The sequence below is a fragment of the Chryseobacterium sp. SSA4.19 genome (assembly GCF_022601875.1).
Taxonomy (GTDB): domain Bacteria; phylum Bacteroidota; class Bacteroidia; order Flavobacteriales; family Weeksellaceae; genus Chryseobacterium.
Genome location: NZ_JAKVIP010000044.1, coordinates 1 through 14622 on the forward strand (window position 1 = coordinate 1; position 14622 = coordinate 14622).

15 protein-coding genes are annotated in these 14622 nt (G+C 35.7%); 11 read left to right on the plus strand and 4 right to left on the minus strand.

Annotation, left to right across the window (positions count from 1 at the left end):
• The first annotated feature begins 1107 nt into the window (after positions 1-1107).
• From tssD to MKJ01_RS18245, 7 genes are all read left to right on the plus strand, one after another.
• Positions 1108-1512, plus strand: a complete 405-nt coding sequence (tssD, locus tag MKJ01_RS18215) for a type VI secretion system tube protein TssD (RefSeq protein ID WP_241615672.1) — start codon at positions 1108-1110, stop codon at positions 1510-1512.
• A 188-nt stretch (positions 1513-1700) separates the two neighbouring features.
• Complete coding sequence (locus MKJ01_RS18220; RefSeq protein WP_241615670.1) at positions 1701-3911, plus strand: type VI secretion system Vgr family protein; 2211 nt, start codon at positions 1701-1703, stop codon at positions 3909-3911.
• Positions 3889-4737 (plus strand): hypothetical protein, encoded by an 849-nt coding sequence (locus MKJ01_RS18225; RefSeq protein ID WP_241615669.1) that lies wholly within the window; start codon positions 3889-3891, stop codon positions 4735-4737. The genes MKJ01_RS18220 and MKJ01_RS18225 overlap by 23 nt, the downstream gene beginning before the upstream one ends.
• The gene (locus MKJ01_RS18230; RefSeq protein ID WP_241615668.1) at positions 4734-5000 is read left to right on the plus strand and encodes a hypothetical protein; all 267 of its coding nucleotides are present in this window, start codon (positions 4734-4736) and stop codon (positions 4998-5000) included. The genes MKJ01_RS18225 and MKJ01_RS18230 overlap by 4 nt, the downstream gene beginning before the upstream one ends.
• Before the next feature lie 6 nt (positions 5001-5006).
• Complete coding sequence (locus tag MKJ01_RS18235; protein WP_241615667.1) at positions 5007-6557, plus strand: PAAR-like protein; 1551 nt, start codon at positions 5007-5009, stop codon at positions 6555-6557.
• An 11-nt stretch (positions 6558-6568) separates the two neighbouring features.
• Positions 6569-7273 (plus strand): PoNe immunity protein domain-containing protein, encoded by a 705-nt coding sequence (locus MKJ01_RS18240; protein WP_241615666.1) that lies wholly within the window; start codon positions 6569-6571, stop codon positions 7271-7273.
• A complete protein-coding gene (locus MKJ01_RS18245; RefSeq protein ID WP_241615665.1) occupies positions 7274-7744 on the plus strand; it encodes a DUF6630 family protein in 471 nt (156 codons plus the stop codon).
• A gap of 376 nt (positions 7745-8120) precedes the next feature.
• Here the strand turns inward: MKJ01_RS18245 and MKJ01_RS18250 are convergent, their stop codons facing one another.
• Complete coding sequence (locus tag MKJ01_RS18250; protein ID WP_241615663.1) at positions 8121-8567, minus strand: hypothetical protein; 447 nt, start codon at positions 8565-8567, stop codon at positions 8121-8123.
• An 18-nt stretch (positions 8568-8585) separates the two neighbouring features.
• Entirely contained in the window at positions 8586-9698 is a 1113-nt protein-coding gene (locus MKJ01_RS18255) for an acyltransferase (protein ID WP_241615662.1), read from the minus strand.
• Between the two features lie 185 nt (positions 9699-9883).
• On the opposite strand from MKJ01_RS18255, the gene MKJ01_RS19000 reads away from it, so the two are divergent.
• The 3 genes from MKJ01_RS19000 to MKJ01_RS18270 all read left to right on the plus strand — a co-directional run bounded on the left by MKJ01_RS19000 (position 9884) and on the right by MKJ01_RS18270 (position 12222).
• Positions 9884-10936: a histidine kinase gene (locus tag MKJ01_RS19000; RefSeq protein WP_241615661.1), complete on the plus strand. Its 1053-nt coding sequence runs from the start codon at positions 9884-9886 to the stop codon at positions 10934-10936.
• Positions 10933-11634 (plus strand): LytTR family DNA-binding domain-containing protein, encoded by a 702-nt coding sequence (locus MKJ01_RS18265; RefSeq protein WP_241615660.1) that lies wholly within the window; start codon positions 10933-10935, stop codon positions 11632-11634. The genes MKJ01_RS19000 and MKJ01_RS18265 overlap by 4 nt, the downstream gene beginning before the upstream one ends.
• A gap of 231 nt (positions 11635-11865) precedes the next feature.
• Complete coding sequence (locus MKJ01_RS18270) at positions 11866-12222, plus strand: two-component system response regulator (protein ID WP_241615659.1); 357 nt, start codon at positions 11866-11868, stop codon at positions 12220-12222.
• Between the two features lie 212 nt (positions 12223-12434).
• On the opposite strand, the gene MKJ01_RS18275 is transcribed toward MKJ01_RS18270, so the two are convergent.
• Both MKJ01_RS18275 and MKJ01_RS18280 read right to left on the minus strand, forming a co-directional pair.
• Positions 12435-12995: a hypothetical protein gene (locus tag MKJ01_RS18275; protein ID WP_241615658.1), complete on the minus strand. Its 561-nt coding sequence runs from the start codon at positions 12993-12995 to the stop codon at positions 12435-12437.
• Positions 12996-13159: 164 nt separating this feature from the next.
• Complete coding sequence (locus MKJ01_RS18280; protein WP_241615657.1) at positions 13160-13618, minus strand: hypothetical protein; 459 nt, start codon at positions 13616-13618, stop codon at positions 13160-13162.
• Positions 13619-14367: 749 nt separating this feature from the next.
• Between MKJ01_RS18280 and MKJ01_RS18900 the strand changes: the two genes are divergently transcribed.
• Entirely contained in the window at positions 14368-14499 is a 132-nt protein-coding gene (locus MKJ01_RS18900) for a hypothetical protein (protein WP_302850500.1), read from the plus strand.
• Positions 14500-14622 lie beyond the last annotated feature (123 nt).

Genomic DNA, 14622 nt, shown 5'->3' on the forward strand with positions numbered 1-14622 from the left:
TAGTCTTTTAAATTGCAATCCAAAATTGCTAATTTTCTCGGAACTTTTTTTTATAAATAAGTTTAAACAACTTCAATGATTATGCAGATATCAATGCAAATAAAATTCTGCTGAATATTTTTAATTTAATATCTAACAAAATGATTAGGAAAACGACAATTATGTTTACTGTTTGATTTCACTGTTTTGCTTTACTCAAAAATACAATTTCACTTATGAGTACACGTTCAAACCGATTTATTAGACTTAAAGAAAAGAGAAACTGAACTGATGGGATTTTTTGTAGATAAAAATGAATCAACCTACGTTAGTCTGAGAAAAATAAGAAGAGATTCGGCAATTGAACATAGAATAGAGTCAAATATGTTAGTGTCCTTAAATACCTTTCCAAAAGAAAAAATTCATAATATTTTCAGAAAAATTTTCGTTCAAATAAAGTGATATCGTACTAATCAATAGGCGGTGACAGATTTAAAATCATTAGCCTACTGCATACAACTGGCATATCGTAATTCTATAGAACTTGATTAACATTTTGCAAGGCTGCCATCACTATATTCATTAAGAGGAAGATACAAAAATCAGAGATCATAAGAGATCATAACTGCTATCTCTGATATTTTTTAAACTAAAATTTTTTAAGTAATTCAGACAGGGATAAAAACTTTTAAGTTCATAAATGCGGCTTCTGCAAGGCTTTTGAAAATACCAACACCCTTTAGGGAAGACTTCATAACCTACTGAAAAATAGAAATATACAGAATAATTATGTATAGTTTTGATATTCTTATACAGGTATACTCGAAAAAGCCTAAACAACTCATGCGGTTGTTAATTATCCCCAAACAATTATCTCATTATGGGTTTTAAGGCAATTGGACTATCTTCTATTTCGGCTATGATACATCCATACTCTTAATCTTTATTAATTATCTCATTTATTTTCGTGCTAATAAAGAATTCTTAGAATTACTACAAAAAATCGTAAAACTACGACAAATTTTAAAATATTTGATTAAAATCGGGTTTATTAGAAATCCATGATTTATCTTTGAACTACACAAATCAAATAATCAAAATATATTAATCTGTTAAAATTTACAAGTCATGGCAACAAATTCAAGAGGAATCTTAAAATTCAACGGCAGCGAAGGACAGAAATTATTAAAGCTGAACTACAGCGTTTCCAGATCTACGGACGTTTCAGGAAGAGTAGCATCAGACCCTTCCAATGCAATCATTAAATTAACAATTGAGGCAACAGAAAAATCTGACATCCTTGAAACTTTACTAAATGGAAAATATAAACCAACTTCAGGCGAAGTAACATTCAACAAATCTCACGAAGAAGGAACCTTGATTACTTTGAACTGGGAAAACGGTTATGTTATTCAGCACGAAGTTGATTTTGATGCAGTAGACGAAAACTCCATGTTAATCAGCTTTGTGGTAAGCGCAGAAAAGATTAATTATGGAAGCTCTGCTTACGAGGGTATTTGGCCTACTTCATAATCTAAGATTATTCTCCCTCTTTAAATCAACATCCCCAGAATAGCATGCTTTAATCAGGTAGGCTATTCTGTCGTGTAAGATGATATGATTACAGTATTAATTTCTTTTTGGGTTATTACTGATCAAGGATCCATCATCAAATCTCAGTTTAGAGTAAAAATACCAATTCACAAATAGAAAAAAATTCGATGTTTCAGGATAATAAATCAAAGAACCCGAAGATTCCTGATGATATAAAGGATTCTACAACTTTAAAAACACTCCAGGATACCACTTCACAAGCTGTTAATCAAGCCGGTGAGAAGCTGCAAGAAGTCAGCAAAGATATTCCAACACCTCAGGTCGCAGTTGATACCCCTAAACATATTGCAGGAATGTCTATGAATCAATATGCTCAGACAAACAATCCATTAATCTCCAATAATCAATTTTGGGCCAATCAGCCTACTTCAAAAATTATCAATGCTAACGCTATCCCTACCAGTCAAATTCTAGGTATTAACAGGGTTGTAAAGCTCGATATTATTGTTGAGGGCAGGCAGATTCAGCATTTTAAACATTTTAAACTCACTCAAAGTGCTGTGAGGCATCATCACTTCAGTCTTACTTTGGCGCATGATACATTAGGGAATGCTGAAAATCACAATTTAGAAGAAGCTCAGAATTTTTTAGGGAAAAGATTAACCGTTGTTTTCAAATATAAAGACGTAATTGACGGCCCGGAAAGAAATTTTGTAGGCGTAATCACTCAGGTAGGTTTCAGTCAGGAAAAAGGGAGTTTGGGTAATATTGTACTTACAGGTTATAGCCCAACTATTCTTTTAGACGCTGCTCCTCATATTCAAAGTTTTGGGGGTTCTCAGGAAATCAGCTTAAACAGTATTGCTGATCAGGTTATAAAAGAAGGTTTAGGTGAAACCAAATTTGATTTCAGAGTCGATGCTCAGCATGGTAATGTTTCTTACAGTTCACAGTATGATGAGACGCATTACAATTATTTAGCGAGAATTGCTGAAGCTTATGGTGAACAGTTCTTTTATGATGGTGAAGTTCTTCACTTCGGGAAACTTCCTCCTCAGGAACAACCGGTAAAACTTGTTTACGGAAGCAGTGTCAATGATGTAAACATAACAATGAAGGCTGATCATGTCAATCCATCTTTCTATGGATATAACAGCAGTAAAAATGAAAAATTAACAACAGGAAGTTCAAAAATAAATCATGCTTCGGACATAGCAAAAAGAGCTTACGAAATTTCAGAAAAAACTTTTACAACTCCATCCCTGCGAGTGGCGCCCATAAAAGCAATATCATTTATGGATATTGATGCTTCTCAAAAGGGTGCAGCGGGTAGTAAGGCATCAGGTATCTTTGTAACTTCGGGTACGACTACGGTACCTTTTTTATATCCGGGATGCGCTGCAGATATTGAAATGCGACAGTCAGATTCCAATCAAACATCATACTTCACAAAACTTCTCATTACAGAAGTAAGTCATGAAGTAAATGCAAGAGGTTATTACACGGGAGATTTTGAGGCTATCGCTGCAGATTCGGGATATATTCCAAGACCAGAATTTGAAAATCCAAAAGCTGATGCACAATTTGCCAAGGTAATTTCCAATTCAGATCCTTTAAACCAGGGAAGAGTTCAGGTACAGTTTGACTGGCAAAGCGGACAGGATACCACAGAATTTATCAGAGTAATGACTCCTGATGCAGGAAGCAGTGATAAAGTGAGCAAAAACCGTGGTTTTATGGCAATTCCCGAAGTTGGCGACCAGGTGATCGTTAATTTCGTTCATCAGCATCCGGACAGACCCTTTGTCATGGGAGGAATGTTTCATGGGGGAGTTGGCGGTGGCGGCGGTACAGGAAACAACATCAAAAGTTTAAGCAGCCGAAGTGGAAATAAACTTGAACTTGATGACGGTGCAGGTTCGGTATTCCTTACAGATCAAGGCGGTGCCAACATGAAGTTCGACGGGGCGGGAAATGCTACAACAAACGCAAATAACGACAAGACGGTAACCGTAGGAAATAATAATACTGTAAATGTAGGAAGTGTTAGCTCTATTAATGTAGGAGGAAAAGAAGGTGGTGGAGCAAATTCTATGTTAAAAATGGACAATGCCGGAAATATTACTTTAGAATGCGATACAAACATTACAATTAAAACCGGCAGTAGTTCGATAACGCTTACCACGGGTGGTGATATAACCATTGAAGGACTTAATGTAAAAGTAATTGGCAAAACTACTACCGAATTGGGCAAAGCATCAGCAAATCCTGGAATTAAAATCGATACAGATATTAATATAAATGCTTCGAAAATCAACTCTTCCTCTTCCGGACCTACCAATATAAAAGGTGCTGATGTTGAAATTAATAAAGGATAAAATGTGGAATACTGATGAGATTGTAAGTTCCAGAAATTTCATTCTTCTTCGCGAAGAGAGAAGCCAGTTTCAGGGATTAAGAAATGAAAATTTTGTAGAAATTCATCTGAAAGCATCTGCATTTAAAGGTGAAAATGATACATACAAATTTTCGGTTGACATTACTTCATTTAAACAAAGTAATGCGAATGGAATGTTTAAATGGGTGGGCGACTTACATGAGCTTCGTGAAAAAATTGTTTTTTCTCTTGACGAAAATGGTCAGCTCGGAAAAATTCATAATTTGGAAGATATCCAAATGAAATGGAAACATTTAAAGCCTAAAATTTTCCTCAGACATAAAGACGAGAAGTATAAAAACCTTTTAATATCAGGGGTTGAAGCATTGTTACAGGATGACGAAAGATTATCTGCAACACTACGATATTCAATGCCATACTTATTGCTATTTCCGGGAATTCATAATAATGAATTTAAAAAAAATGAAGTAATAAAAGGATATCGTGAAATCCCCAATTTTATTGCAGCCAAAAACATCCCGATTATCACTGATGAAGTTTTTAAAGAAACAGAAGATGGGAAGTATGAAATTAACGTCACCGGACGAATAGACGAGGAACACTTTGAGCAAAATAAAGTAACAGCGATGCTCAGGATCCTCAAAAACCGGCCCCGTGTCCCTACGATTGTAGAATTGAAATATCTTGAGAAATATCTTTTAGAAGACTGGCCATGGAGCTCACAGAGTATGTGTATGAGCCTGGTACAGATACCTGGCTCTTTGTATTACGAAGAAAAAAACATACTCAAAATGATTACCATATGACTTATATATTAGAAGATATCGTATTTCAGAATGACCGTTATTTTTTATTGTTTTCTGAAGATAAAGCAAGAGAATTAACAACTTCTTCAGTAGAAAAATATATTATTGGTGAGCATGAATGTATCGGAAAATTTTTTAACTGCGCAGTTTCAGAAATTTTAAAATTTCCGGACAAAATTGTTTTAGAAACGAAAGAAAATCTAAACAATGCTGAAAATAAATTCAGAAGAAATAAAGTTGTTAAAGTAGCTACCTCCATATAAAAAACTATGGCAAAAAAGTATGTACCAGAAGGGGCTTTTACGGCTTGTAATAAAGGTACAAGTCCTTCTACCCTTAGAGTGAGCAACAATAAGAACACCACCATTTATAGTGTTCCTATGGCTACGGAATTGGATTTTCTACCTTTTTTCAATCTGAAACCTATGGGTTTTTGTTCTAGTCCTATGAAATGGATGACAGGAATTACCTGCCTGCCAACGGTTATAGGATGGCAGCAACCAAAAGAAGGAGTAAAAATCAATGGTAGTAGAATGCTATTGGAAGATTCCTATTGTGATTGTATATTTGGAGGGAAAATTAATATCTTTTTCGACAGAGCTGCAGCAGTGTCTTTTGGATTAGGAGATGGGAAAATGCCTTCGGAATATATCAAAGAAGGCTTTGACTGGCTAGAGCAGAAAAATAAAGAATCACGGGAAGCCAGAGACAGTTTCCTCCCCGACTGGATGAAACCGGTAACCGGAGTAACAGACTGGATGAATGATTTGGGAAGCGGCTTAGTAGAAGGAGCTGTAAATGGTGTTGTTGGTTTAGGTGAAACTCTTTATCAGGTGGGGCAAGACCCTGTAGGTACCGCCGAAGCTTTAGGTGGAATGATCAAAGAAGGCTATAATGCTACGGTAGATGGTGTAAGCAATGCCTACGATTGGGCTAGCAAAGGAGAAAACTGGAGCAATGCCGCAGATGGAGCCTGGACTTGGGCAAGTGACGGACAAAACTGGATAGATGCCGGGAATGCTACTGCCCAGGGTCTACAGGATGCAGGAAATTGGGTCGCTCAAAACCCAAGAAAGATAGGAACTACGGTTGGTGAATTTGTTCCTGATGCTGTAGCTGCGGTTTATACTGCCGGAGGCTCTACAGCGGTAAGTGCAGGTAGAATTGCTCTAAAAGAAGGAGCAGAAGAAGTTGTAGAGCGAGCTGCAAGGGAAGGATTGGAAGAGGCGGGCGAACGAGCAACAAGAGAGGCTGTTGAAGAAGGTGGCGAGGCTTTGGCTACCAGAACAGGAAGGGAACTGATTGAGTCGTTAAGTGATGACGCAGCGGATATCGCAAGGGTTATTACGCGAAGTGCAGATGATATACAGGACGACTTACTACGCCAAGTTAAAAATGGAGAAATTGAGCTTAATACAACTGCCAGGAAAGGGAATTTTGGAGAAATGGCAACAGACAGATCTTTGATGAATGACGGATTCGAGCCCCTCCATCAAAGGGTAACCGACATTGATGCTGCAACTCATCAAGGGATTGACGGTGTTTACAAGCATCCCGGACCACCACCAAGGTATGTAGTTGTAGATGCTAAATATGGACAAGCAGGGCTAAACACTTTGAGTGATGGGACAAGACAAATGTCAGATCCATGGATTCAAGACAGGCTGGCTAATACGGTTTCTAGAGAAGAAATGCGTAATATAACGCAGTCAGGTTATGACAGGGTCGTAGCAAAAGTCGATGCTAATGGTAATATCATTTACAGAAAAGTTGATGCTGATGGTTATATAATAAGAGGAAATGCGGGCAATTGGCCATAAAATAGATAAATATGAGAACTAAATTTAAAAACTTAGATTATTTTCAAAACTATATTTCTTTAAATCATGAGGATATACAGTTTTTTGAAGATGGAATAAAATCAGGTACAACAAAGGAAGAGAGAATTCCTGCAGTTAACCGACAGATTTTCACAACAAGTATTCATACTTTAATTGCCAAATATTCTTCAGGCTCTGATCCGGATGAAATTAAAAAAGATTTTCCTGAAGTAATCAACAGATTAGAAAAAGGGTGGCAGAATGAGGGTAAGAAAATTTTTTTTGATAATTATATTTTAATGTTGTGGATGCTTTCACTTGGCATTCTGTTAGAAATTAGCGATGATGATTTTAGAAAAATTGTTAAAGTTTTAGACAGCAGTAGTCAAAAAGATTTTTTGTATGATACCATAATTTCATCAAAATTGACGGATAGAAAAATAAATTCTGAAATATTATACCTGGATGAGTTTGGTTTTTTAAAAAATCTCTTAGAAAAAAAAGATATCGCTGCTTTGGCAAGTTATCTCAATAATACCTGGTACAAAAAAATGAAATCTGCCTATTGGTTTGATAATGACAAAAATAAAAATGATGTATTCTTTGGCTATTGGAGTTTCGAAAGTGGTGCATTAGTGAAAATTTTAGGATTAAACGATACTTTATTAAAAGACCAACCCTATTATCCATATGATTTAGTACATTGGAAAGATTAGATGATGGAAAAATATCAAAAAATACTTGAAATCTTAGTCAACGATCAGGAATATGTACAATATGCATATGACAGACTAGTAAGCGTCTCAGAAAATCCTAAAAATTATGAAGATGAATTTTTCAGATTACCTGACAAAGACAGTGATTTGGTTTGGTTTCAGTTTATAGATGATCTGATCATGAATCAATATGCATTTGAAGCAGACTGGAAAGAAGATTACAGTGCAGTCAAAATACAAATTGAAAAATTACTTCTAAAAAAAGGAATTTTAAATAATTTAAACCATGATGAAGATTTGTTTGATTTAGAACCCAAAGACTACCTTCCGAGGATAAATCAATTATTATCCGAAAATCATCATTTATTGGTCAATCTTGATCTTAACAGTGATTCTTATGTCAGTACTTTAATAAATAAAAGTGAAGTTCAAATCTTGTTATCCTTTGATGAAAGAATAAAATTGTTTTAATATCAACAAACTTTTGAGCTCTGTGTTTCCTTCACTATTGATAGCAGTGAACTATTTAACTGCAATTAATCGTCATCTGATAGCTTTTAAAATAATAAGATATAACCTAAGATTCCGATCACAGCCCATCAAAACATAATGCCAGTCCGGAAATTATGGAGGGTTACAAAGACCAGCACTCTACTACTTATTTAATTATTTAAAGAATAGAAGCAAGCAGCTGAAATTTAATTGATAAAACCGGGGATATAAAGCACTTCTCGCTAAATCCAAACATATGAAATGCATAACTTCTATTTAGGGTGTCAGAAAAATTACACCTAGTAATGATATGGATTCGGGAAAAACTTTGCATTTTCATAAGAATAGATGATACTCACAATTTTCCATTTCCTTCGGCTTTGATGAGGTGCCAGTATTCGCTTCCCCAATTCGTCGTGGTATTTTCTTCCCGGAATGAATAATGAAATGTTACACTCGCAATCACATCATCATTAATGATTCTGATCTTATCAAATGTTTCTTCCTTGCTGCCTTTTTCCATGATATAGTGGAAAAAGTTTTCATATGTATCTTTGAAATAATTTTTACGGTTCTCGGGATTCTTTTTCAGGCGTTTTTGCTGAGATCTGTTTTTAACAACCCCGATCCAGACCACAGGATTTTCATGAAAAAGACTGTTAAAAGTGGTCGAATCTTTTTGAATGATACTTTCTTTAAACTGCCAGACCACATGTTCAATTTCCGTTTTCTCTTTATGGAAGCGCTGGGCCACAGCAACATGAGACATCAGAATAAATATACTTAAAATAATTGTTTTCATAAGTTAAATAGATATTGTTTATGAGTCGCGGTTTTCTTTATTAAGGATTTTATTTTTGATGGTTGCAGATGGTTTTTCAATACAGTACCGGTAAAACAGACCGGCTAGGATACAAAAGGTAAAACAGATGAGCAATCCAGACGTATGGGAGGCCGGAATCTTAGCTTTTTTAAGAAACAACTGTACCAGGTGGATGATGCCTTTATGCGATAAATAAACGGAATATGAAAGGGCTGCTAACTGAGCGGTAATTACATTGGATTTTTTACTCAGGAAAGAAGTGGTCGAAATGGCTCCTGTTACCAATATTCCATAGCTTACAGCTACCAGCGTAAGCCCGAAAAGAGAAGCCTGCTGTGAATATTGGTCTTTGCAGAACCACAGGGAAAATAAAACGGCTATTATTCCGGTAAAAACCAAAAGATTTCCATTACGGTTGATCATCGTTTTGAATATTGAGGATTGAAAAAGGGAACCGATCAGCACGCCGATGGCGAGACCGTCTAATCGTGTATAGGTGGGATAATAAATAATCATATACCATTCCTTCCAGAAATCAGGAGTTTCCAGATTGGGAAGAACGTATACGTGCCAGGAAAAAATACGCAGCAGAAAAGTGGAGATCATCAGTAAAACAATAATGATTTTCAGATATTTTATTTTCTTAAGCTTGACTAAAAACAGCAGCAAAAGAGGAAGCGCCAGGTAAAATTGTTCTTCAATGCACAATGACCAGGCATGAGAAAAAGTTCCTTGGTTAATCACATCCAAACCATAATTCTGGGTGAAGGAAAGAAATTTCCACAGGGGCGGTAAAGCTTCCCGTTCTCTGAATACCGGAAAACAAAAATACAGTAACAGCGTGAACAAATAGGGCGGAATGATCCTGAAAAAACGTTTGGTAAAAAAGATCTTCAGCCTAATGGTCTGGTGTGTGCTAATTTCACGGAAAAGCTGATTGGAAATTAAAAACCCGCTCAATACAAAAAACAAATCAACTCCGGTCCATCCGATCCACCCAACGGCATCCACCCAGGCTGGATGCTTAAACATCCTATAATGATACAGCAAAACTAGCAGGATCGCAGCAGCCCTAAGATGATCCAGTCCAACAAATTTTTCTTTCTCCATTCTTTTTTCCTGCAAAATTCCGTTTATTTAAAAGGAATTGAAACGAAGAAGGCAGAACGAATGCCTTTGGATGTATACAACACTACTTACTGTTCAAATGCTTGTTTCTGCATTTCATCATCAAAACAGATACTTATGAAACTGATCAGTCCATGCAAAGCTTTTTCGTAATATCTTTACGGACTGTGAGAAAAGGACTAAACGGAAAGCTGAAAAAAGAGATCATCTATCAAACGGGATTCTGGACCGCATTATTTGTGTTCGGAATATTCCGCAATTACGGCGAACTTGAACAGCCGGATTTCCGGGAGATATTTTACTATGATATATGCCACTGGATCTTCCAGATCATTGGTGCCAACTGGATTTACTTTATTCTGATTCGTAAATTTTTCGAAGCCAAAAAATATTTTCTTTTTATTGTTTATTTTATTACCGGAATGTACATTTTAGGCGTGCTGAACCGTCTTTTTATTGTATATGCTGCCGAACCTTTATTTGCTGACTATCGTCAGGACAGCATCCCCGATATTTTCACTAATGTTAAATATCTTCTGTTTCACTACGTCCTACCCATTATTTCCGGATCTTTTATTTTTATTTCGATGATGTTCATGCTTCGGTACAGAGATGAAAAACAGAATACCCTGCAGCTTCAGAAAGAGAAATCGGATCTTGAGTTGAAAGCCCTGAAAGCGCAGCTGAATCCCCATTTCCTGTTTAACACCCTGAATAATATTTATTCTTTATCCATCACCGGTTCAGGAGCCGTATCTCAATCGATCAGCCGGCTTTCGGACATTCTGGATTATATTCTTTACCACGGACAAAAAGAAATAGTTACCATTAGCGAAGAAATGAAAATTGTTAAGGATTATATCGCCCTTGAAATGCTGCGTTATGATGAACGCCTGCAGCTTGAGATGGAAGAAAAAGTAGAATTTCCCGGCCTGATCCCGCCTTTGCTGTATCTGTCTTTTGTAGAAAATGCCTTTAAGCATGGTGCCGGAAAAGCAAGTGGCAATGTCACCATTAAAATTTCGATTGAAACCTACGAAAATTATGCGGTCTTTAAGGTGGAGAATCAGTTCTTTGAGAATCCCCATGATGCAGAGCCTGGAATAGGACTGGAAAACATCAGAAGACAGCTTGATCTGTATTATCAGAATCACTACTCACTAGAAATAAAGCAGTCAGATAACTGGTTTGCAATAAAATTAATGATTCCTACAAAATGATGATCAACTGTATTGTGATAGACGATGAGCCTTTAGCCATCAGACTTCTGGAAAATCATATTTCGAAAATAGCAGAGCTGAAGCTGGTGGCCACAGCAACAAACGCGCTGGAAGCTTATAGAATTTTACAAAAGGAGGAAGTGGATTTGCTTTTTCTGGACATTCGGATGCCGGACCTCAACGGCATAGAATTTTTGAGGTCGCTGAATAAAAGGCCGCCTACCATTTTCACCACTGCCTACCGCGAATTTGCTATAGAGGGCTTTGAGCTTGAAGCGGTAGACTATCTGCTGAAACCCATTACTTTCGAACGCTTTTTCAAATCGGTGGATCGAATTCTGAGAAATGTAAAAAAAGAAAGCGAAGATGATTTCGTGATTTTTAAGTCAGAGGGATTTAGCCGGAAGCTTTTACTGAAAGATATCCTTTATTTTGAAAGCATCAGAAACGATATTAAGGTTGTACTCCAGGATGAACTTATTATGGTTCCTAAAATGTCGGTCTCCGAAATTTCTGCCAATCTCCAGAAAAAAGGATTTTTAAGGATCCACCGGTCATTTATCATCAATCAGAACCAGGTAACTGCCATCAGCAATCATGAAGTATTAATCGGTAAAATGTCCATTCCGGTGGGCAGAAGTTTCCGGGAACCCTTCGAGGATTTTGTACGGCTATTTTCGGCAAAACGTTTGTTTTGATTAATGATGATACGCTCAGGCTATAAAATATCTACTGCACACAAAACTTTCATTTTAATTCTCCTTTTATCACAGATTGCACCACCATGACTTTTCTGTCATATAAATATGACATTCAAAGCAAAAAGCACACTTCTTTTTAAAAAATCAAAGAAAGCTAAACATACACATTCACCATGCGTCAATAGATGTATATTTATTTTTTATAAATTTGCTTACTAAAAAACAAGCATGAAAAAGAAAATTGTTCTTATTCAGGACGATGAACTTATACTGGATGTTATGGACCAGGTCTTAACCCAGGAGGGGTTTGATGTTATTCCATCATTGACAACCGAGCCTATTGAAGAGATCAGTACGATCGATCCTAATGCCGTTATTGTGGATGAGCATATCAAAGGAAGTAAAAGAGGATCAGAGGTCATTGAAGAATTAAAATCCGATCCTGCAACAGAAGAGGTAGCAGCCGTACTTACCTCCACATCGCCTGATTTATCCAAAAAGGCAGAGGAATGCAAAGCAGATGACTATATTGAGAAACCTTTTGACATTGATCATCTGATAGATGTTGTAAACAAGAATACGTAAAATTATCGAAGCAAATGAGCGAAGCATTAAAGTACCTCTCCAGATAAATGAATATCCTTCGTTCGGCATTTAGCACTTGATTTATCAGTTGCCATCGGTTGTTTCGAAGCCTTTTCAACATGTTACTCATCGGTATGAATAATTGAGTGATGTATTTTCCTGTCTATGGCTGAAAGTTCTATTTTAAGTCCGTAAAAACAGATTGCTTATGTTTATTTAAAGCCTGAATAATCTCCACTGTTCATCTTCCCTCGTAATTTTTTTTCAAAATCTAATTTACATATAAACAGATGGATTTCATCCATTCTATTCTTTTCAACTTCTAAGATTGCCTTTTTATCTTCTTCGGTGGTTATAATATGTGAATTTTGTTTAAAATCTATCTTTTTCTTACTAACGAGCTGTACTACTCTATCATTTATCGTCCAGGTATAATGATAGGTTTTGAAAATAGAAAATTCGTCTTCCTGTACTTTAGGATTTGTATATTCGGCAGTAAACTTTTGGATGAAGGATTTAAAGTTTTCATCCGAACATTTTCCAGCCGCTGATACGAGCATTAAATCTCCGTCGCCCGTTGTCATTGTTGAAAATCTTGAAAAAGAAAGATTTTTGTAAAATGCAACGGTGTCTTTGGGCGAATAGCCAGTGACATTATATTGAATTCCGAAAATTTTATCTTTACTTCCTGTTAAATCTAAATTATACTCATTTACTGTGTCCTTCTCGACATACTGCCTGCCACTTGAAAATTTTATATTTTCCCTATTCATCGATTTTGAATAGAATTGTTCGGAGTTTAAGCTAAAATTTAATTTGCTTAAGTCAAAGGGCTGGGTTTGATATTCCTGCCCCTGGCACGAGTTAAGGAAAACTATTATAAACAGTAATGGAAGTATTTTGAACATAAGTTGATTTCAGTTTATTCTTGAGTACATCATCGGATCACCTCTGTTTGCACTGCAGGAAATTTATAATCAGTTTTATAATAAATGGATATTCTGTCAGTCTCACCACCAACCCCACTGACTTGTAAAAATTTATCATCTAAATACTTTACCGTTAAAGTTTCTGTTTTTGATTCTATCTTGTCAAGTAATTTTACCACGTTGTCTTTATTAATTGAGTATGTTCCTTTGCTGACTAAACGACCATACACCTTATATTGATACGTGTTATCTGCCTTGAAGATATATATGAAATTTCTTAGCCTCTCTGCCGGTGAAGTCCTGATGTCTTTCTCCACCTCATCTAACAAGGATCTTTGGAAAGGTTTATCGCCGTATTCCACAAAATACCATGAACCTACGATCTTATTTTTATCAGTTTGAGTGTTGGAACAACCGAGAAATATGATTAAAAATGTAAATATTAATATCCTTAATTCTGTTTTCATATATTTTGTATTTTATTTTTTCCTGAGCTGCAAAGAAGCACCATATCTAACACAAAATCTTCAATGAGTGCTTCAGCACTTTTCGATTTAGAGTACAGCTTGTTTAAATTAGATGCTGTAAAACAGCAATACTAATGCAGAGCTGCTATAAATGTAATACTTCCTTTTTTACCTGCCAAAAAAAATTAGCAAATAGGTTTTATTTACAAATTATTATCGTCTCATGACGAAAATGTAAGCAGTTATAACAATAATGCATCGCTTAATCTTTTTTACATTTCTTGCTTTCAAGCCCAAATGTGATTTTGCTCTTTTCATTCAGCTGTATTTGAATGGGAATGATACGTAAAAAACCATTTCGTAGTTGTAGCACAATAGTTTATGAAGTTTTATACACAGAACACATTACAATCAATCTATGCGGAATAAATATGACAATTAACAAAAAAGATGGCTCTAATCATTAAACGGTTTGATTTCGGCTGTGTAAAGAAGATTCAAAATATAAAAAGCAATTATCTAAATTGATAGCTTCAATGCCCTAACCTATTAGTAAAGTTTGAGGCTTTAAATATTATTTGGAACAATCTACATTATCCGGATTTTCTATTTTGTTTCTCACAAAAATAAAAATATAAAAGTTCGATATGTAAGAGTTCAGTTCCATTGATCATATTATTTGGCGTATAGTTTGAACGAGAATAAATAATGAAGACATTGAAAAAATAACCAATGCAGTTAAAAAGTTAATGAAAGCAGAAGACCCCTGTCTCGAAGATGATGTCTACGATTATTTAACAGATCAGATCTGCATCTTCCATCTAAAAATAAATAATAATGAATTCAAAACAGTCAAGAACAGATGGTGGAAGTTTTGGTAATAGTATATTACAATAAGAGAGTCATGATTTAGATATTTATCCAATTAGGTAGTGTCTCACTAACTGTGTAAGTTAAAAAGTTATTCTGGAAAATTTTGAGCCCTTACAGCTCAAAAAATTTTT